The sequence below is a fragment of the Mesorhizobium sp. M2A.F.Ca.ET.046.03.2.1 genome, from assembly GCF_003952425.1.
GTDB lineage: Bacteria > Pseudomonadota > Alphaproteobacteria > Rhizobiales > Rhizobiaceae > Mesorhizobium.
In genome coordinates, this window is the sequence record NZ_CP034449.1 from 1,562,998 (window position 1) to 1,582,360 (window position 19,363).

The window sequence follows — 19,363 nt, forward strand, 5'->3', positions numbered from 1 at the left end:
AAGCCATGGCAACAATGCGCGCCGCCGTCCTGACCGCTCCGCACCGTTTCGATCTGCGCGAGGTCGCCGTTCCGGAGGTGGGACCTGACGACGCCTTGATCCGTGTCCAGCGGACCGGCATATGCGGCACGGACATCCATATGTTCAACGGTCACTATGCGGCCGACCGGCTGCCGTTGGTGCCGGGCCACGAGTTTGCCGGGACGGTCGCAGCGACAGGCGAGCGTGTGAAGCATATCAAGCCGGGCACGACCTGCGTCGCGGATATCAATATCGGCTGCGGCCAGTGCTATTGGTGTCGCCGCAACGAGATCCTCAACTGCCCGTCGATGACGCAGGTGGGCATCGGGCGCGAAGGCGCCTTCGCCGAATATGTGTGCGTGCCGGCCAGGCTTGTCATACCGGCCCCGGACGATGTGCCGGTCGAGGTGCTTGCCCTGACGGAGCCGGTGTCCTGCGTGGTGCGCGCCGCGCGCAAGGCGCAGGCGAGTTTCGGCCAGTCCGTGGTGATCCTCGGAGCCGGACCAATCGGCAATCTGCATGTCCAGATGATGCGCCTGTGCGGCGCCGCGCCGATCATCATCGCCGACCTGTCGCAAGACCGTTGCCGCCTTGCCCTTGCAGCCGGGGCGGACGCAGCGGTCGCCGATCCCGCCCAGCTTAAGCAGGAGGTGCTGAAAAGGACCGGCGGGCGCGGCGCGGATCTTGTGATCGAAAGCGTCGGTTCGCCGCGGCTTTACGCGTTCGCTTTCGAGCTCATCCGCAAGGGCGGCCATGTCGCTTTCTTCGGCCTCAGCGGACCCAACGACACGGTGCCGGTCGATATCCTTCGCACCATACTCGAGGAGAACAGTCTCAAGGGCTCGGTTGCCGGCATGGGCGAAGACATGCACGATGCGCTGACGCTCTTGTCGCATGGCCGCTTCCGAACCGAGGCGTTCACACGCGCGACCTTTCCGCTCGACGACATCCAGCGCGCCTTCGAGACCCTGGCCGAGCGGCCCCGGGATCTCAAGACGCAAATCATATTGAACTAGGCGCCGGCGCGACCCGCTTGCCAGGAGCAGTGGGCGGCCGGCGCACCGCCAGAACGGAGGCATTCCATGCTCGATTTCACTGACCGCGCACCCCTGCCGGATGCACCACGCGAATTCGGGTTCTGGTCGGACGGATCCTGGCGCAAGGGCGGCGCATTGTTCGAGCGCCGGTCGCCGGGCCACGGCGTGCCGGTGACGCTCACGCCCAGATGCACGGTGGACGACCTCAATGCCGCCGTCGCGGCGGCGCGCCGCGCATTCGAGGATCGCCGGTGGGCCGGACTGCCAGGCGCCGACCGGGCCGGCGTGCTGCTGAGGGCGGCCGAGACCCTGCGCCGCCGCCGCGACGAAATCGCCTATTGGGAGGTCCTGGAGAACGGCAAGCCGATCTCCCAGGCGCGCGGCGAGATCGATCACTGCATTGCCTGCTTCGAGGTCGGCGCGGGCGCCGCGAGGCTGTTGCATGGCGACAGCTTCAACAGTCTCGGCGACGGCCTTTTCGGCATGGTGCTGCGCGAGCCGGTCGGCGTGGTCGGGCTCATCACGCCCTGGAATTTCCCGTTCCTGATCCTGTGCGAGCGCATTCCCTTCATCCTTGCCAGCGGATGCACCGTCGTCGTCAAGCCTTCGGAGGTCACGTCGGCGACCACGCTGATGCTCGGCGAGATCCTTTCCGAAGCCGGCGCGCCGGACGGCGTCTACAACGTCGTCACCGGATCAGGCCGGACGATTGGCCAGGCTTTGAGCGAGCATCCCGATGTCGATATGCTGTCCTTCACCGGATCGACATCCGTCGGACGCTCATGCGTCCATGCGGCGGCCGATTCGAACTTCAAGAAACTCGGCCTGGAACTGGGCGGCAAGAATCCGATCATCGTCTTCGCGGACAGCGACCTCGAGGACGCGGCGGACGGCGCAGCCTTCGGCATAAGCTTCAACACGGGCCAGTGCTGCGTGTCGTCGAGCCGCGTCATCGTGGAGCGCTCGGTCGCTCGCGAGTTCGAGGAAATCCTTGCCGCCAAGATGGCCAGGATCGTCGTCGGCGATCCGCTGCAGACGAAGACGCAGGTGGGAGCCATCACCACCGATGCGCAGAATTCGACCATCCTGAGCTATATCGACAAGGGCAAGGCCGAAGGGGCAACGCTTGTCGCCGGCGGGCAAGCGCTGGATTTCGGCGGCGGCCAGTATATCGCGCCGACACTGTTTTCCGGGGTCACGCCCGCAATGTCGATTGCCCGCGACGAAATCTTCGGGCCCGTCCTGTCGTCCTTCCATTTCGACACGGTCGAGGAGGCCATCGGCCTCGCCAACGACACGGTGTATGGCCTGGCTGCCAGCGTGTGGACAAAGAACATAGACAAGGCGCTGGTGGTGACGCGGCGCGTGCGCGCCGGCCGGTTCTGGGTGAACACGATCATGGCCGGAGGGCCGGAAATGCCGCTCGGCGGCTTCAAGCAGTCCGGCTGGGGAAGAGAGGCCGGAATGTACGGCGTGGAGGAGTACACACAGGTGAAGTCCGTCCACATCGAGATCAGGAAGCGTGCCCATTGGATCAAGTGATGACGACAGGTTTCGACTATGTGATCGTCGGCGCAGGCTCTTCGGGCTGCGTTCTTGCCGCGCGCCTGTCCGAGAATCCGGCAGTCCGCGTCTGCATAATCGAGGCCGGAGGCAAGGACAGCCATCCGCTGATCCATATGCCGGTCGGCTTCGCCAAAATGACCACCGGACCGCTCACCTGGGGCCTGGTGACGGCTCCGCAGAAGCACGCGGACAATCGCGAGATCCTCTACGCGCAGGCAAAGGTGCTGGGCGGCGGCTCGTCGATCAATGCCGAGGTCTACACCCGGGGCCACGAGACCGACTACGACCGGTGGGCGAACGAGGAAGGCGCGGACGGCTGGGCGTTCAAGGACGTGCGCAAGTACTTCCTTCGTTCCGAGGGCAACAGCATATTCTCCGGCAGGCTCCACGGCACCGACGGACCGCTCGGGGTGTCGAACATACCCGATCCGAACGTCGTCTCGCGCGCCTTCGTCCAGAGCTGCCAGGAATACGGGCTGCCCTATAATCCGGACTTCAACGGCGCGAAGCAGGAAGGCGCCGGCATCTACCAGACCACGACGCGCAACGCCCGCCGCTGCTCGGCCGCCGTGGGCTATCTCAAGCCTGCCCTGGCGCGCCCGAACCTCACGCTGATCACGGGGGCGCTGGTCCACCGCGTCGTCTTCAAGGGCCGCCGGGCCGTTGGCGTCGAATGCTCGGTCGGCGGCTCGCTGAAGGTCATAAATGCCGACAGCGAAGTGCTGGTCACCTCGGGAGCGATCGGAACGCCGAAGCTGATGATGCTGTCCGGCGTCGGCCCTGCGGATCACCTGCGTCAACATGGTATCGAAACGATCCAGGACCTCCCGGGCGTCGGGCAGAACCTCCAGGATCATTTCGGCATCGACATCGTGGCCGAGCTGAAAGGCCACGATTCACTCGACAAGTACAACAAGACGCACTGGATGCTGTGGGCCGGCATTCAGTACATGCTGTTCAAGACCGGACCGATAACGTCGAACGTCGTCGAGGGCGGCGCCTTCTGGCATTCCTCGGGGAATCATGCCGGAGCGGTTCCCGATCTGCAGTTCCACTTCCTGGCCGGAGCCGGCGCGGAAGCGGGCGTTCCTTCGGTCCCGAAGGGATCGTCCGGCATCACGTTGAACAGCTACACGCTGCGCCCGAAATCGCGTGGGAGCGTGACGCTCCGTTCGCCGGATCCGCGCGACAATCCGGTCGTCGATCCCAATTTCCTCGCGGACCCGGACGACCTCAGAGTGTCGGTCGAAGGCATCAAGATCAGCCGGGAGATATTCAATCAGCCTTCGCTGCGAAAATTCATCAAGGAACTCCGTTTCCCTGACACGAATGTGCGCTCGCAGTCAGACTATGAAGCCTATGCGCGACGCTCCGGCCGCACCTCGTATCACCCGACCTGCACCTGCAAGATGGGGAATGATGCGATGTCCGTGGTCGACCCTCAACTGCGAGTGCACGGGCTGGATGGCATCCGCATCTGCGACAGCTCGGCAATGCCGTCCCTGGTCGGCTCGAACACCAACGCGGCGACTATCATGATCGGCGAGCATGCGTCGGACCTGATCCGAGGCAACCGCTAGGATTTGCCAGTCACCTCGGATCTGCTCGCTCTTCCGGTTCGCGCGCTCAGGCGTCGAAATCCGGAGCGTATGGGATCAGCCGCTTCCCGACAACGCGATAACCGACGGCATTCATGGCGTTGATGCGGCCCATGTCGATACTCGACAAGGTGAAGTCCATCACGTCGAAATTCGAGCGGATGTTGTCCGGTTTGGTGGACATTGTGTTGATCGGCAAACCCTTCTGCAGGATCCAGCGCAGCACGACCTGGGCGGCCGACTTGCCGTATGCGGCGCCGATATCGGCGAAAAGCGGATGCTTGAAGACCTCGCCGCGCGCGACCGAGCAGTAGGAAGACAAAGGGATACCCGTTTCACTCGCGGCCGCCAACAGCTTGCGCTGGTCAAGCAACGGGTGGAATTCCACCTGGTTCGTGACGAGCGGCACGCCGGTAATCTGCCTAGCCTGGCGCATCATCGCCGCTGTGTAGTTCGAAACGCCGATGGTGCCGGCGAAACCCCGCTCCTGCGCCTCCTGAAGCAGTTCCAGGGAAAGCTTGATATCGCCTCCCGGCGTCGGCCAGTGAAGCAAAAGGATATCGACACGATCCAACCTCAGATCCCGCAAGGACTGTTCGACCGATGGCATGAACCGTTCCCGCGAGAAGTTCTCAACCGTGACCTTTGTCGTGATGCAGAGCTCGTCCCTGGCTATGCCGCTCTCGGCCAGGGCCAGGCCCGTGTCGGCTTCATTGCCATAGGCCTGAGCCGTGTCGAATGCGCGGTAACCCGCATCGATCGCAGCCGCGATCGCAGCCCGCAGCGTATCCCCCTTAAGAGGGAAAGTTCCAAACATCCGCTGGTTCGCCTTCTGGAACATGATGTTCATAAAAATCCTCCCGCTGGTTGCCGTCGGCGCGGAGCTTGCCTTGCAAGCCGCAGGCGGCTATATCACGTTTATAACTATCTAGTTACTTATTGCCAAGCCTTTGGAGAGGTAGCGTGAGCAAGGTCAGGTCCGCAGCGGAGGCTGTCGCCGCGATAGGCGACGGAGCGGTGGTAGCGGTCAATTCGTCGTCCGGCCTGCTTTGCCCGGATGCCGTGCTTGAAGCCCTTGGCAAACGTTTCCTAGGCGAAGGGGCGCCGCGCAACATCACCACCATCCATCCGATTGCCGCCGGCGACATGTTCGGCACCAAGGGGGTCGATCACATCGCCCTGCCGGGCTTGATCAGCCGCATCATCGGCGGCTCATATCCCTCAGGACCGACCAATGCCGAGCCGCCGCTGATCTGGCAGCGTATCCTTGCCGAGGATGTGGCGGCATGGAACTTCCCCTCCGGGATCGTGTTCGACATGCTACGCGAGGGCGCGGCGCAGCGTCCGGGTGTGTTGACCAAGGTCGGCATGGAGACATTTGTCGATCCGATGCTCGAGGGCGGAGCCATGAACGCTTCGGCCCGGAAGGCGCCGATCGTGCGGCGCGTCGAATTCAACGGCGAGACCTGGCTTCACTTCCCTCCCCTCCGGCCGGATGTGGCGATCATCCGCGCGACTACCGCCGACGAGAAGGGAAACCTCACCTTCGAGCAGGAAGGCGCGACGCTTGGCGCCATGGAAATGGCGCTTGCGGCGCGCAACTGCGGCGGCATCGTCATTGCCCAGGTCAAGCGCGTCGCGGCTCCGGGCACGCTACGGCCGCATGATGTGCATGTGCCCGGTATCCTGGTGGATTTCATCGTCGAGGCGCCGGACCAGCTGCAGACCACGGCGACCGCTTATGACCCGGCCATATCGGGAGAACTGTTCCGGCCGCTGCACACATTCCGTACCCCGGAATACAATGTCTCCAAGGTCATCGCGCGTCGCGTCGCGCAGGAGCTTCGAGCGGGCTGGGCAGTCAATATCGGCTTCGGAATCTCGGCCAACGTGCCTCGCATCCTGATCGAAGAGGGCCTGCACGGCGCCGTCACCTGGGTGATCGAGCAAGGGCCGGTGGGCGGCGTGCCGTTGCTCGACTTCAAGTTCGGCTGCGCCTCCAACGCGGAAGCCTTCGTCGCCTCCCCGCACCTTTTCACCTACTTCCAGGCCGGAGGCTTCGACTGCTCCTTGCTGTCGTTCCTCGAAATCGGCTCCGACGGATCCGTCAACGTCTCGCGGCTTTCCTCGACGCCGCATCGCACCGCCGGCGCCGGCGGCTTCGTGGACATCACCTCGCGGGCGCGCAAGATCGTGTTCTCCGGCAACTTCAACGCCGGCGCGAAGATGCGGCTGGAGAACGGCAAGCTGGTCATCGACAAGGAAGGCAAGGTCGCAAAGATCGTCCCGAAGGTGGACCAGGTCAGCTTCTCAGGCGCGCGCGCCGTCAGCCAGGGCCAGGACGTCACCTATGTGACGGAAAGATGCGTCATCCGCCTGACCGCCGACGGCCTGGTCGTCACCGAAATAGCCCCCGGGCTCGACCTCGAGCGCGATGTCCTGCGGCAGGCGGCGGCTCCTCTCGTGGTCTCGCCGGCACTGAAGCTGATGGAGGCGGCGCTGTTCCTCGACCAGCCGATCGGGTTGCGGCTGTGAGCGATCCCCGCCTCGACCTCAGCTTCGACGGAGCGGTCGCGCGAGTGACCATCCGCCGGCCTGAGAAGCTCAACGCCCTCGATGCCGCGATGGTCGATGCGCTCGTGCCGTTGTGCAGGGCGGTGGAGCGTTCCGCGGCGAAGGTGCTGATCCTGTCCGGCGAGGGCGAGAAGTCGTTCTCCGCGGGCGGCGACGTCGCCGCCTGGAGCGCGCTCGACCCGGCGGAGTTCGCGCGCCACTGGATCCGCGACGGCCATGCCGGCTTCGACGCTCTCGCCAGGCTTTCGCAACCGGTCATTGCCGTCCTCAACGGCCATTGCCTTGGCGGAGGCCTGGAGCTTGCGGCCTGCGCCGACTATCGGATCGCCGAGAGCCACGCCCGCATCGGTCTGCCTGAAACCGGCCTTGGGATCACACCGGGCTGGTCGGGCACCCAGCGCACGGCTCGCCGTTTCGGCACCCAGTTGATCCGCCGCATGTCGCTCTTCGGCGAGGTCTATTCCGCCGACGAGGCCTTGAGATTGTCGCTTGTCGACAAGGTCGTCGGCAAGGGTGACGGCCTCGCGGCGGCCGAACAACTTGCCGCTATCGTCGCAGGCCGGTCCGCTACCGCCACGGAGCTCGCCAAGATGCTCATCAACGCTGCCGAAGGCGAGGAACGGGAGCGTGTCCTGGATGCGTTTGCCGGACGTATCGCCGCCGGCAGCGACGACCTTCGGGCGGGCCTGGCTGCCTTCCGGGAAAAGGGCCTCCGGTCGAGAGATTGATCTCGAGCCCGATCTGAACGCAGTAGAAATCTGTTTCGCAGGGCGGCGGCTGACCACTCAACAGCCCTCGAACGTGGCATATCCGTACGGTTGCGAGCGATGCCCGGCTGTCCAGCTTCTGTCTTCAACAAACGGAGCGGAAGCGCTCCACGCAGGCGTCCAGCACGTCCCCGGGGTCACGCTTCCACCAGTTCTGCGCCGAGAACACCTCCACCTCGCACGGCCCGTCGTAGCCGGCCGCTTCCACCGCCGCGCGGATCGCCTTCAGGTCGGCCACGCCGTCACCCATCATGCCGCGGTCGAGCAGCACGTCGCGTGTCTGCGCCAGCCAATCGCACAGGTGATAGCCAAAAATGCGTTTCGGCCCGGCCCGCAGCAATTCGCCGGCGAGCGCGCGATCCCACCAGACGTGGTAGACGTCGACCGCGACGCCAACGTTGGACGCATCAATGGCAAGGCAAAGATCGACCGCGTCGCGCATCGTCACCAGGCAGGAGCGGTCGCCACCATAAACCGGATGCAGCGGTTCGAGAGCCAGGCGAACGCTTCTGGCCGCCGCGTAGGCTGCAGCTTCGGCGACACGGTCAGCGACCAGCTTGAGGCTTTCGCCGATGCCTTTCGTTCCCGGCTCGACGCCGCCGCAAACGATGGTCAGAACAGGGGCGCCGAGACCCGCGGCCATGTCGATCGCGGCGCGGAAATCGTCCATGATCGCCGCGCGGCCGGGCAGCCCCATGGGGCCGGTGAGGTAAGGCGCGCGGCACAGGCCGACGACACTCAGGCCGGCCGCGCGAACCCGCTCGCCGATCTCGACGGCGCGGTCGCCGATTTCGCGACGCCAGAAGACGATGCCGGGTATGCCGCGCTCAGCGCAGGCATCAAGCACACGCTCGATAGGCCAGCCCGCGCCGTGCCCGTCCAGATTATGGCCGAGCGTCGCCGTATTGAGCGCCAGCGCGGAATGGTTCGCCGTGAAGTCGCGCATGTTTCCGGTCAGAGCCCATAAAGGGCAAGCAGCTTGCGCATGCGTGCGGCCGCCAGCTCGGGATCCGCCAGGAGGCCGCAGCCGTCGGCCAGCTTGAACACTTCCACGAAATAGGGCAGCGGCCGCATCGACTGGGCGCCCCCGAGCATGACGAAATGATCCTGGAACCCGTTCAGCCAGGCGAGGAACACGACCCCCGTCTTGTAGTATTGGGTGGGCGCTCGAAAGATCAGACGCGCGAGCGGCACGGTAGGATCCAGCGCGGCGTGGAACCCCTGGCTATCGCCCCGGCCGAGCCGATCGATGGCGTAGGCGGCGGCCGGCGCCAAGGGATCGAAGATACCAAGCAGAGCGTGCGAGAACCCCTGTTCGTCACCCGCGATCAGCTCCGGATAATTGAAGTCGTCGCCGGTATACATCTTCACGCCGGCGGGCAGACGGCGGCGCATCGCGATCTCCTTCTCCTTGTCGAGGAGGGAAATCTTGATGCCGTCGACCCTAGCGGTGTTGTTTCCGATGATCGCCAAGACCGTCTCGAGCGCGTCCTCGAAGCGGGCGGCTCCCCAATAACCCTTGAGGGCCGGATCGAACATCTCTCCCAGCCAGTGCAGGATCACCGGCCTGTCGCAGCGCGCGAGCACATCGCCATAGATCGAAACATAATCCTCGGGCGAACGCGCCACGGCCGCCAATGCCCGGCTGGCCATGACGATCAATCTGCCGCCGACCTTCTGGATGGCCTCGAGCTGCTCGAAATAGGCTCGGCGAACATCGTCGAGCGTGCGTGCATCGGCCGGTCCGAGCTGATCGGTGCCGGCGCCGTTGAAGACGAGCGCGTCGGGCAGCTCGCTCCTGGTCCTGCGGATCAGCTCCAAGGCCGAAGGCCAATCGAGGCCCATGCCACGCTGCGCGGTGTCCATCGCCTCGGCGATGCCGAGGCCGAGGCCGTGAAGATGGCACCTGAATGCCATCGTGGCCTTCCAGTCGATGGCGGCGGGACCGCCGGGATCGTTGAAGCTGAAAGGATCCGCCACAACATGGGCCGCCGACAGCACGGTACGTGGCGCATCAGAGGGCAATCGCGCGGCCGGAATCGTCTTGCCTTGAAGCCGGTAGTCGGAAAGTCTGCCCGTGTTATCCGGCAGTTGGATGATCATGGCGTTCTCCCTGACGATACGCCGCAGTCAGAACCGCGGCACCAGCATGCCCGCGTCGACGGCAATGACATGGCCGGTCGTATAGGGCAGCTCGCCCGTGGCGAGCGTCGCCATGACGCGACCGACATCTTCCGGCTTGCCGAGGCGGCTTATCAATGTCAGCCCCTCCTCGTCGATGCGGCGCTGATAAGTCTCGCTGACCGCCTTGGTCATGGCCGTTTCGATCAGGCCAGGCCTGATGTCGTAGACAGCGATGTTCTCGCGACCAAGGCGGACGGCGAAGACCTGGCTGACCATCGCGGACCCGGCCTTGGACACGCAATATTCGGCGCGCGGCTCCGCCACCGCCGTGGCATTGGAGGAAGAGACGTTGATCAGGCTGTAGAAGCGGCCGTCATCGCGCTCGCGGGCAAGCAGCCGCCTAGCCCAACGCTGCGACAGGAAGAACTGCGCCTTGGTGTTGATTGCCTGGCAGCGGTTGTAGCTCTCCTCCGTCACGTCGAGCGGGTCGCCGCGAGAAATGACCGACACGCCGGCATTGTTGATCAGCGTCGACAGGGGACCGATGGCGGCCTCGGCGGCTTCGAGCATGCTTTCGTGGCCGCCGAGATCGGCAACGTCGCCCGCGACACGCGCGACCGGGCCGCCGAGCGCAGCGACGGCGGCTTCGGCGGCTTTCAATTCCTCGTCATCGGACGGACCGTTGAGCGCCACGCCGAATCCGCGCCGGGCGAGCTCCAATGCCGTCGCAAGCCCGATGCCGCGGCTCGATCCCGTGACGAAGGCTGCATGACGCGATCCGGCACTCACGCCCGGGCTCCATGCTTGAGGAGCTCGCGGGCGATGATCATGCGCTGGATCTGGTTGGTGCCTTCATAGATCTGGGTGATCTTGGCATCCCGATAGAGGCGCTCGACCTCGAAGCCGCGTATGTAGCCGGAGCCGCCGAAGACCTGCACGGCATCGGCGGTGCGCGCCACGGCTATGTCTCCCGCGAAACATTTGGCGATCGAGCAGGCCTTGGTTGCATTCTCCCCCGCATCGATCTTCTCGGCGGCGCTGCGCACGAGCAGACGGGCCGCCTCGATGTCCTTCGCCATGTCGGCAAGCAGCCACTGCACGCCCTGGAAATCGGCAATCGGCTTGCCGAACTGACGCCGCTGCTGGGCATAGTCGACCGCTGCCTCGAGCCCGGCCTGCGCTATGCCGACGGCCAGCGAGGCGATGCCGACACGCCCCTTGTCCAGCACGCTCATCATCATGTGGAAACCGCGACCTTCTTCGCCCAGCAGCGCTTCGGGACCCAGGACGACATCGTTGAAATTGAGCGCGCCGACCTGGCTGGCCCGCTGACCCATCTTATGTTCCTTCGGACCGCGCTCTATTCCCTTGGCGTGCAGGTCGACGATGAAGATCGACATGCCGCGATGGCCCGCATCCTTGTCGGTGCGCGCCAGCACGAAACCGACGTCGGCGACCGGCGCGTTGTGGATCCAGATCTTGCCGCCGTCCAGCCGCCATCCGTGCCCGTCGCGCGTGGCGGTGGTGCGTATCCCGGAAACATCGGTCCCGGCTTCAGGCTCGGTGATGCAGTAGGCAGCCTTCTTCTCGGCGCGCATGGCCGGACCCAGCCACTGCTGCCGCTGCGCCTCGCTGCCATGCTGGACAAGCAAGGTGCTGATCAGCTCGACGAGGCCGCATTGATCGGCGACGGACGCATAGCCGCGCGACAGCTCTTCCATCACCAGCGCATAGGTAAGCGTGTCGAAGCCGGGACCGCCCATGGCCTCCGGAACGCCGATACCGAAGAGACCGAGCTCGCCCATCTGCTCATATATCTCGCCAGGAAAGCGCTCATCCCGATCAAGCGCCTCTGCAACTGGACGAATGACATCCTCGGCAAACTGGCGCGCCATCTCGCGCACCTGCTGCTGCGTTTCGCTCAGCGGCACGGCCGACCTCCCTATGTAACTATCTAGTTACTCCTACGCTGGAATCGTCGGCGGCGTCAAGCGGCGGACTTCGCATCGCCATGCGTTGCCGTTACAAGTGCTTGCGGCTTCGGTCGAACTTAACTAGAAATAACCAGATGGTTACTAATGGAGGATATCATGAAGCCATCTGACAAGCGCGTATTCGGCCGGTCCGGCCTCAACGTCACGGCCTTCGCGTTCGGAACCGCTCCCATCGGCAATTTCCTTCATCCCATAGACGAGCAGACCGCGGATGCCATGATTCAGACCGCATGGGACGCGGGCATACGCTTCTACGACACGGCGCCGATGTACGGCCACGGCCTCTCGGAACTGCGGGCCGGGCATTCGCTGCGCTGGAAGAAGCGCGACGAGTTCGTCCTCGCCAGCAAGGTGGGCCGGGTGCTGAAGCCCGCGAAGCGCTCCGAGATCGACTTCGCGCCGTGGTCAAACGCCGCGCCGAACACCATGAATTTCGATTACTCCTACGACGGCACAATGCGGTCGTTCGAGGATTCGCTGCAGCGCCTGGCGCTTGAACACATCGACATGCTGTTCATCCATGACATCGATCGGTTCACCCGTGGCGACGAGCAGCCGGAAGTGTTCCGGCAGGCGATGGATGGCTGCTGGCGGGCATTGGAGAAACTGCGCTCCGAAGGCGTCGTGAAGGCGATCGGCGTTGGGGTCAACGAATGGCAGGTTTGCCACGAGGCGCTGAAGCAGCGCGACTTCGACTGCTTCCTGCTGGCGGGCCGCTATACGCTGCTCGAACAGGAAGCCCTCGACGAGTTCCTGCCGCTTTGCGTCGAGCGCGGCGCGGCGGTGCTGGTCGGCGGGGGCTTCAATTCCGGCATCCTGGCCACGGGCGCCGTTCCCGGCGCCAAGTACAATTATTCACCGGCGCCAAAGCCCGTCATGGAGAAAGTGGCGAAGATCGAGGAGGTCTGCCGCGCGCATGGCGTGCCGCTGCCGGCCGCCGCCTTGCAGTTCGTGGTGGCGCATCCGGCCATCCCGTCCTTCTGCGCCGGCACTCGCACTGTCCAGCAACTCGAGCAGAACCTTGCCTGGTTCAGTTACCCGATCCCCGGCGAGTTCTGGCAAGACCTGAAGAAGAACGGGCTGTTGCGGGAAGACGCGCCGGTGCCGGCATGAGTGTCGACGTCCGAGGGAAATCGCTCACAGGCCTCGGGTTGAGCTACGAGGACGTGGAGATCGGCGACCATTTCGAAACGCCTTCCACAGAAGTGACCGCGGCCATCATAGAAGCGCTCGCGGAAATGACCGGTGACCGGTTCGAAATCCACATGAGCGACGAGGCGGCACATCGGCACGGCTTCCCGGCGCGTGTAGCGCATGGTCTGCTTGTGCTGTCCCTTGTCGATGGTCTGAAGAACAATGCCGTCGCCCGGTTCCGAGCCGTGGCCTCGCTCGGCTGGAGCTGGAGGTTTTCAGCCCCGGTGCTCGCCGGCGACATCATCAAAGCCGAGGTGACGGTCGCGGAAAAGCGGGCCACTCGCAATCCGGCCCGCGCGATTGTTCGTCTGCGGTTCGTCGTTTGCAATCAGTGGGGACGGACCGTACAGGAAGGCGAGAACGAGTTGATGATTTATCGACGTGACATGGCTTGAGAGAATTCGTTCCTACCTCCATAGAGGCAAAGCACGCGATCTGCTTTCAGGCAACGACGGAGCTTGACTCTACGACCGAGATGAGGCGCAAGGCTGACATTCCTTGCGCATGACTTTCGAATATCGCCTAAGATTGATGCTCACTCCGCCAGTCCCAAGATGATGACGGTTTCAATCTCCGATACGCTGCCTCCGCGTAGCGAACCCTGAGGCCCGATCACCGCGCCATCCGAGATACAGTGGCAAGGGACGCACAGGTTCTATTGGGGAACCGAACCTATCCATTTCTATTGGTAGCAACTGCGGCTGACCTTCCCTACGCATCTGAAAGCAAACGAGGATTTTTTTCACTAAGATTCCGCCTCTGGCACCATCGACTTAAGGTTGTGCGTATCTGCTCCTAAACCTTTGTTTTTCAATGCGATTTTCTTTCGTTACTATCTTCAACAGCCTAACCGCAACATTCGGCTCCGTTAACCGGAACCGAACCGGCGCTTGAGGCGCGTGAGGTCGCGACGGCATTCCGGCCACGCCCACCTTGCCAATGAAAACACCTGACTCTTTCCGGCTGGCTGTTGCGCAGAAAGAGGCAACCAGTGGCTGCCCTTCGCGTTGGTCATCATATTCAGCCGGGAAGATTCGATGCCGCTCACCGCTTTTGCCTTGAATTGCACACTCAAGATTCCTCGGGACGATGACGAGTCCTCGACCGATCGAATGCTTGCTGAGTTGACCAACGCTTTGGCGGCACATGACGTCGGATGCGAAACGGCACGTGCGCTCGTCCACAACATCAAGCCCGGCGTGCTCTCCGACCTGGGCGAAGGCGACGACTGGCCGAAGCTGCGGGAAAAGATCCTGGCCGCCGACATCTTCATCCTTGGCCTGCCAATCTGGATGGGGCAGCCGTCGTCCGTTGCCAAGCGCGTGATGGAGCGGATGGACGCATTCCTGTCCGAGACCGACGACAGCGGACGCATGCCGGCGGCAGGCAAGGTCGCGTTGGTGGCGATCGTCGGCAATGAGGATGGCGCCCATCACTGCCATGCCGAGTGCTATCAGGCGCTCAACGATGTCGGCTTCACCGTTCCCGCCAATGGCGGCGTTTACTGGGTTGGAGAAGCGATGGGCGACGTCAACTTCGTCGATCTTCCCGGGACACCGGAGAAAGTCGTCAGCATGATCAAGATGGCGGCTTCCAATGCCGCTCATCTGGCCGGGCTCTTCAAGACCAAAAACTATGCCGGCGTGCCTGCCGGCGAGTGATATCGTACTCTTATCGCCCGGCCAGGACATCGGCATTTCCGCCGATGCCCGCACCGGCAAAGGAAGAATGGCGCTTGGACCGAAGGTGCGGGACAACGCCTATAGCGCCAACTGCCGGGAGCGTCGCCCATGTTGCCGCTAATGCCGACCAAGTCCGCGTGCCGAGGATCATCTTCGGGAGCTGGACGCACGGCTGAGCGCCTTGCCCGTCCGAAGGAGTAGCAGGACTGTTAGACGAGCAGTTGCTCGATCCTGATCGGCAGGTCGCGGATACGCTTGCCGGTGGCGTGGTAGACCGCGCTGGCGACGGCAGCGGCCGTGCCGACATTGCCGAGCTCGCCGAGGCCTTTCACGCCGGCGGGGTTGACCGCATGGTCGACCTCCGGCACCAGGATCACCTGCAGGTCCTTGATGTCGGCATTGACGGGCACAAGGTAGTCTTGCAGGTCGCGATTCACATAGCGCGCGTAGCGCCTGTCGACCTCGGTCGCCTCATGCAACGCCTGACTGATGCCCCAGATCATGCCGCCCATCAGCTGGCTGCGCGCCGTGCGGGTGTTCATGATGCGGCCGGCGGCAAAGGCGCCTGCGATGCGCGGCACGCGGACTTCCCTGGTATAGCGGTTGATGCGGACTTCGACGAACTCGGCGCCGAAGGCGTATTTCACGGAATCCTCGTCCTGCTCGCCGCCATGGAACTCCGGCGTTCCGGCATAGAGCTTCTTCAGCGCCTCCGGCGTCGCGTTCTTGGGGGCGAACTCGGCATATTCCTCGATCGCGCCGACCTGCATGGCTTTCAGGACATCCCCGACCTTGGCCGACGCGCCGCTCTTCGCCACGATCTTGCCGCCGGCAAGCTCGAATTCCTCATTATGGGAGCTGGCCAGCGGACCGCCTTCCGCGGTCGCTGCGGCGTAGAGCTTGGTGCGGATAGCGTCGCAGGCCATGAGCACCGCCGAGCAAACACTTGCCGTGGAGATCGACCCGCCCGAGACCGGAGCCGGAGGCAGGCTGCTGTCGCCCATTTCGACGCTGATCCTATCGATGCTCACGCCGAGACGCTCCGACGCCATCTGGCCGGCCACCGTGCGAACGCCTGTGCCGATCTCGTGCGAACCGCATTGCAGCCGCACATCGCCGTCGACCGTCAGGCGCACGCGCGCCGCGCATGGCGCGACGGCAGTGGGGTAAATCGCCGTGGCGCAGCCCATGCCGACCAGCCAGTCGCCGTCGCGCATCGCGCCGACCTTCGGATCGCGGTCGGCCCAGCCAAAAGCTTCCGCCGCCTGGTCGTAGCACTGGATCAGCGAACGGCTGGAGAACGGCTTCTTGCCGATCGGCTCCGCCTTCGGTTCATTGATCCGACGGAATTGGACCGGATCCATGCCAAGCGCCACTGCCATCTCGTCCATAGCGTTTTCAAGCGCGTAAACATAAGGCGTCTCAGGCGGTGAGCGCATGTAGCCCGGCGTGTTGCGGTCCGCCTGCACCAGCGAGACATGGGTCAGCACCGAGCCGTAGCCGTACATGCGGCCGGTGGCCGACGTGCCGCCGACGACATAGGCGTCCGGGCGCGACGTCACCTCCCAGCCTTCATGCGCGAAGGCGGTGATGTGGCCGTCCTTGCCGGCGCCGATGCGGATGCGGTGCCGGGTTTCGGCCCGGTAGGTCTGCGTGCCAAAAGCCTGCATGCGGCTGGTCACGCAGCGCACCGGACGTCCGAGGCGCTTGGCGGCCACCGCCACGATTGCCGTGCGCGGAGTCATCGGCCCCTTCGAGCCGAAGGCCCCGCCGATGAAGGGGCTGACGATGCGCACCTTCGCAGGGTCGATCTTCAACTGCCTTGCCAGCTCGACCTTCCAGCCGGTCACATTCTGCGACGGCTCGTGAACGGTCAGCTGGTCGCCTTCCCAGAAGGCCGTCGTTGAAAACAGCTCGATCGGGTTGTGATGCTGCGTGGGCGTCGAATAGCGCTGGTCGATCTTGACCGCGGCATCGGCATAGGCCGCATCGAAGTCGCCTGCCTTCACATCTTCCTTGAACAGAGGGCTCTTTCCGGCGGCAGGGATGGTCGCCGTCCCCGGGCTGTCGAAAGTCGCAGTCGGCTTCTCTTCCTCGTACTCGGCGCGGATCAGCCGCGCCGCTTCTTCGGCCGCCTCGAATGTCTCAGCAACCGCGAGCGCGACGATCTGACCGTCATGGAAGATCGTCCGATCGTGCAGCGGTCCGATAGAAGTCGCGCCGGAATTGCCGAATTTCGGTTTGTCCACCTTGTCCATGTCGCCATAGGTGACGATGTCGAGCAGGCCGGGCACCGCGCGGGCGTCGTCGAGACGAAGCTTCGTCACTTTGCCCTTGGCAATGCTGCTGGTGGCCAGCGCGCCATAAGCAATGTTGGCGGTGGGCAGATCGGCGGGGTAGTGGGCTTGTCCGGTGACTTTCAACCGTGCATCGACGCGCGGCAGCGGTTCGCCCATGTTCTCCTTGGGTCTGGGAGCGGCAGCGTCCATGGTCACACCTTCATGTCTCGGGTTTCAAGCAGCGCCCGCACCAGCGTTCGTTTTCCAAGCTCGATCTTGAATGCGTTGTGCTGGCGCGGTTGGGCTTGGGCGAAGGCGGCGTCGGCCGTCGCTTCTGCCGATGTCTCGTCGAGCTTCTTGCCTTGCAGGCTTTGTTCGGCCGCGCCGGCACGCCAGGGCACGGTCGCCACACCGCCGAGCGCAATGCGTGCCTCGCGCACGGTCTCGCCGTCCAGGTCGAGCGCGACGGCCGCCGAAGCCAGCGCAAAGGCATAGGATTCGCGGTCGCGGATTTTCAGGTAAAGCGAGCGCCGTGCCCACGGGATGGCGGGCACTTCGATCGCAGTGATGATCTCGTCAGCGGCGAGATCGGTCTCGATATGTGGCGTGTCGCCGGGCTGCCGATGCAGCTTGGCGAACGGGATCTTTCGTGCGCCGCGCGAGCCTTCGGCATGGACGACAGCATCGAGCGCTATCAACGCCTGGGCGAAATCGCCATGGTAAGTGGCGATGCATGCATCGCTGTCCCCCAGAACCGCATGCTGCCGGTTGAAGCCTTCCATCGCCGCGCAGCCGGAGCCAGGCACACGCTTGTTGCATTGCCAAGACGTCTCGCGGAAATATTCGCAGCGCGTGCGTTGCAGGATGTTTCCGGCCAGGCTTGCCATGTTGCGGATCTGGCCGCTTGCCGCCAAACGCAAACTGTCGGCAATGACGGGATAGCGCTCCTTGACCTCTCGGTGATCCGCAGCCTCGCCCATACGCACCAGGGCGCCGAAGCGGATGCCGTCATCGGTTACCCGGATTTGCCTCAGTCCAGACTCCTTGAGCCGGTTGAGATCAAGCAGGCGGTTGGGTTCCGCCACGCCGAGTTTCATGTAGTCGGCAAGGTTGGTACCCCCCGCGATGAACTGCGCATTTGCTCGCGTGGGTTGATCGTCGTTGGTCGTGAACCGGGACGCGATCGCGACCGCCGCGGAGATGTCGGCAGGCTGTTCATAGACGAACGGACGCATGTCAGGCTCCCTTCGTCTCGTCGCGCGCCTGCAGGATGGCGGCGACGATGTTGGGATAGGCGGCGCAGCGGCAGATATTGCCGCTCATATATTCGCGGATGTCATTCTCGGATTCGGCGTGACCTTCATTGACGCAACCGATCGCCGACAGGATCTGGCCCGGCGTGCAATAGCCGCACTGGAAGGCATCGTGGTCGATAAAGGCCTGCTGCATCGGATGCAGCTTGCCGTCGCTGGAGGCGAGCCCTTCGACCGTCGTGATGTCCTTGCCTTCGTTCATCACGGCGAAGCTCAGGCAAGACAGCACCCGCTTGCCGTCGACCAGCACCGTGCAGGCGCCGCACTGGCCGTGGTCGCAGCCCTTTTTGGTGCCGGTAAGGCCGGCATGGTCGCGGAGGGCGTCGAGCAGGCTGGTTCGGGTGTCGAGCGAAAGTTCATAGGGCTGCTCGTTGATCCTGAGCGACGTTACGACCGGCTGCCTCAATTTTGTTTGGGGGATGACTGGCGCCTCAGCCCGCGCGGTCGATGCTAGCAACGGTGCTGCCGCCGCCGAAACAGTACCTGCCATGAACCTTCTTCGACTGAACCCGTTGTTTGATGCGACTGACGGCTGGGACATGGCTCGCTCCTGGCTGGCTGGTCTTGTGCGCTAACCTTTCGATGGTTCCATTGTTCCGGCGCTGAACGCAGAACCGCGACACTTCACCAAACTGTGAGGCTCCTGCTCAACCGGAGTGCCGCGAGGCTTCGCCGGGAACATGCGGCGTGGCGAGGCGTTCTGTGCCAGTCCATCTCTCCGTCAGTAGGGCATCATGAAATCAAAGCTGGTCACTGAAACCTCTGGACAACGAATATTCGTGGTCGTGCTCGATCCGGGCGAGGAAGCCTTCGCCTCCCTCACGGCTTTCGCGGGGCAGAAGGGAATTACCGGCGCCTCGCTGACGGCGATCGGCGCCTTCGAGAGAGCAACGGTCGGATGGTTCGATTTCGGCTCGAAATCCTACCGCAAGCTACCGGTCGACGAGCAGTGTGAGGTGCTGAGCGCCATCGGCGACATCGCCGTCGACGACAGCGGCAAGCCAGCCTGCATCTGCATGCGGTGCTGGGCCTGAGCGACGGATCCACCCGCGGTGGGCACCTGCTGGAAGGCGTGGTGAAGCCGACCCTCGAAGTCACGGTGACGGAATCGCCCGTCCATTTGCGGCGTACGAAACGACCCGGCCTCGGCATCGCCCTGATCGATCTCGACGCGTAAAATCTCGCGCTACCGAAACCGCATCTTCGATCGAGCG

General features: G+C 63.9%; 17 protein-coding genes and 1 pseudogene. 9 read left to right on the forward strand and 9 right to left on the reverse strand.

All coding sequences use genetic code 11. The features are described 5' to 3' along the window. Positions 1-5 precede the first annotated feature (5 nt). The 3 genes from EJ072_RS07470 to EJ072_RS07480 all read left to right on the forward strand — a co-directional run bounded on the left by EJ072_RS07470 (position 6) and on the right by EJ072_RS07480 (position 4,204). Positions 6-1,037, forward strand: a complete 1,032-nt coding sequence (locus tag EJ072_RS07470) for an alcohol dehydrogenase catalytic domain-containing protein (protein ID WP_126079141.1) — start codon at positions 6-8, stop codon at positions 1,035-1,037. A 66-nt stretch (positions 1,038-1,103) separates the two neighbouring features. Next, positions 1,104-2,600, forward strand: a complete 1,497-nt coding sequence (locus EJ072_RS07475) for an aldehyde dehydrogenase family protein (protein WP_126079142.1) — start codon at positions 1,104-1,106, stop codon at positions 2,598-2,600. Beyond that, the gene (locus tag EJ072_RS07480) at positions 2,600-4,204 is read left to right on the forward strand and encodes a GMC family oxidoreductase N-terminal domain-containing protein (protein ID WP_126079143.1); all 1,605 of its coding nucleotides are present in this window, start codon (positions 2,600-2,602) and stop codon (positions 4,202-4,204) included. The genes EJ072_RS07475 and EJ072_RS07480 overlap by 1 nt, the downstream gene beginning before the upstream one ends. A gap of 46 nt (positions 4,205-4,250) precedes the next feature. Here the strand turns inward: EJ072_RS07480 and EJ072_RS07485 are convergent, their stop codons facing one another. Continuing rightward, the gene (locus EJ072_RS07485) at positions 4,251-5,072 is read right to left on the reverse strand and encodes an aldo/keto reductase (protein ID WP_126079144.1); all 822 of its coding nucleotides are present in this window, start codon (positions 5,070-5,072) and stop codon (positions 4,251-4,253) included. Between the two features lie 113 nt (positions 5,073-5,185). Between EJ072_RS07485 and EJ072_RS36360 the strand changes: the two genes are divergently transcribed. Together EJ072_RS36360 and EJ072_RS07495 are read left to right on the forward strand one after the other, a co-directional pair. Continuing rightward, positions 5,186-6,757, forward strand: coding sequence for an acyl CoA:acetate/3-ketoacid CoA transferase (locus EJ072_RS36360; RefSeq protein ID WP_126079145.1), 1,572 nt, complete (start codon positions 5,186-5,188; stop codon positions 6,755-6,757). Beyond that, positions 6,754-7,524: an enoyl-CoA hydratase/isomerase family protein gene (locus EJ072_RS07495; RefSeq protein WP_126079146.1), complete on the forward strand. Its 771-nt coding sequence runs from the start codon at positions 6,754-6,756 to the stop codon at positions 7,522-7,524. The genes EJ072_RS36360 and EJ072_RS07495 overlap by 4 nt, the downstream gene beginning before the upstream one ends. A gap of 124 nt (positions 7,525-7,648) precedes the next feature. On the opposite strand, the gene EJ072_RS07500 is transcribed toward EJ072_RS07495, so the two are convergent. The 4 genes from EJ072_RS07500 to EJ072_RS07515 are packed head-to-tail and all read right to left on the reverse strand — an operon-like array spanning position 7,649 to position 11,618. After that, positions 7,649-8,509 (reverse strand): sugar phosphate isomerase/epimerase family protein, encoded by an 861-nt coding sequence (locus tag EJ072_RS07500; RefSeq protein ID WP_126079147.1) that lies wholly within the window; start codon positions 8,507-8,509, stop codon positions 7,649-7,651. 8 nt (positions 8,510-8,517) lie between these two features. Then, positions 8,518-9,666: a dihydrodipicolinate synthase family protein gene (locus tag EJ072_RS07505; protein ID WP_126079148.1), complete on the reverse strand. Its 1,149-nt coding sequence runs from the start codon at positions 9,664-9,666 to the stop codon at positions 8,518-8,520. Positions 9,667-9,693: 27 nt separating this feature from the next. Next, on the reverse strand, positions 9,694-10,476 hold the full coding sequence (locus EJ072_RS07510; protein ID WP_126079149.1) for a 3-ketoacyl-ACP reductase: 783 nt from the start codon (positions 10,474-10,476) through the stop codon (positions 9,694-9,696). Then, on the reverse strand, positions 10,473-11,618 hold the full coding sequence (locus EJ072_RS07515; RefSeq protein ID WP_126079150.1) for an acyl-CoA dehydrogenase family protein: 1,146 nt from the start codon (positions 11,616-11,618) through the stop codon (positions 10,473-10,475). Before EJ072_RS07515 ends, EJ072_RS07510 begins: the two co-directional genes overlap by 4 nt. 159 nt (positions 11,619-11,777) lie before the next feature. On the opposite strand from EJ072_RS07515, the gene EJ072_RS07520 reads away from it, so the two are divergent. Continuing rightward, positions 11,778-12,794, forward strand: coding sequence for an aldo/keto reductase (locus EJ072_RS07520; RefSeq protein WP_126079151.1), 1,017 nt, complete (start codon positions 11,778-11,780; stop codon positions 12,792-12,794). Further along, positions 12,791-13,270 (forward strand): MaoC family dehydratase, encoded by a 480-nt coding sequence (locus EJ072_RS07525; RefSeq protein ID WP_126079152.1) that lies wholly within the window; start codon positions 12,791-12,793, stop codon positions 13,268-13,270. Before EJ072_RS07520 ends, EJ072_RS07525 begins: the two co-directional genes overlap by 4 nt. A gap of 473 nt (positions 13,271-13,743) precedes the next feature. Here the strand turns inward: EJ072_RS07525 and EJ072_RS35865 are convergent, their stop codons facing one another. Then, positions 13,744-13,944, reverse strand: a complete 201-nt coding sequence (locus tag EJ072_RS35865; protein ID WP_189343390.1) for a hypothetical protein — start codon at positions 13,942-13,944, stop codon at positions 13,744-13,746. On the opposite strand from EJ072_RS35865, the gene EJ072_RS07530 reads away from it, so the two are divergent. Continuing rightward, positions 13,913-14,536, forward strand: a complete 624-nt coding sequence (locus EJ072_RS07530) for an NAD(P)H-dependent oxidoreductase (RefSeq protein WP_126079153.1) — start codon at positions 13,913-13,915, stop codon at positions 14,534-14,536. The genes EJ072_RS35865 and EJ072_RS07530 overlap by 32 nt on opposite strands. A 230-nt stretch (positions 14,537-14,766) precedes the next feature. Here the strand turns inward: EJ072_RS07530 and EJ072_RS07535 are convergent, their stop codons facing one another. Genes EJ072_RS07535 through EJ072_RS07545 form a run of 3 tightly spaced genes read right to left on the reverse strand, consistent with a single transcriptional unit; the run spans position 14,767 to position 18,639 of the window. Continuing rightward, positions 14,767-17,046, reverse strand: a complete 2,280-nt coding sequence (locus tag EJ072_RS07535) for a xanthine dehydrogenase family protein molybdopterin-binding subunit (protein ID WP_126079154.1) — start codon at positions 17,044-17,046, stop codon at positions 14,767-14,769. A 2-nt stretch (positions 17,047-17,048) separates the two neighbouring features. After that, a complete protein-coding gene (locus tag EJ072_RS07540) occupies positions 17,049-18,071 on the reverse strand; it encodes a xanthine dehydrogenase family protein subunit M (protein WP_126079155.1) in 1,023 nt (340 codons plus the stop codon). A 1-nt stretch (position 18,072) separates the two neighbouring features. Then, on the reverse strand, positions 18,073-18,639 hold the full coding sequence (locus EJ072_RS07545; protein WP_189343248.1) for a (2Fe-2S)-binding protein: 567 nt from the start codon (positions 18,637-18,639) through the stop codon (positions 18,073-18,075). Between the two features lie 244 nt (positions 18,640-18,883). Between EJ072_RS07545 and EJ072_RS07550 the strand changes: the two are divergent. Beyond that, a pseudogene (locus EJ072_RS07550) lies at positions 18,884-19,326 on the forward strand (PPC domain-containing DNA-binding protein). The last annotated feature ends 37 nt before the right edge of the window (positions 19,327-19,363 follow it).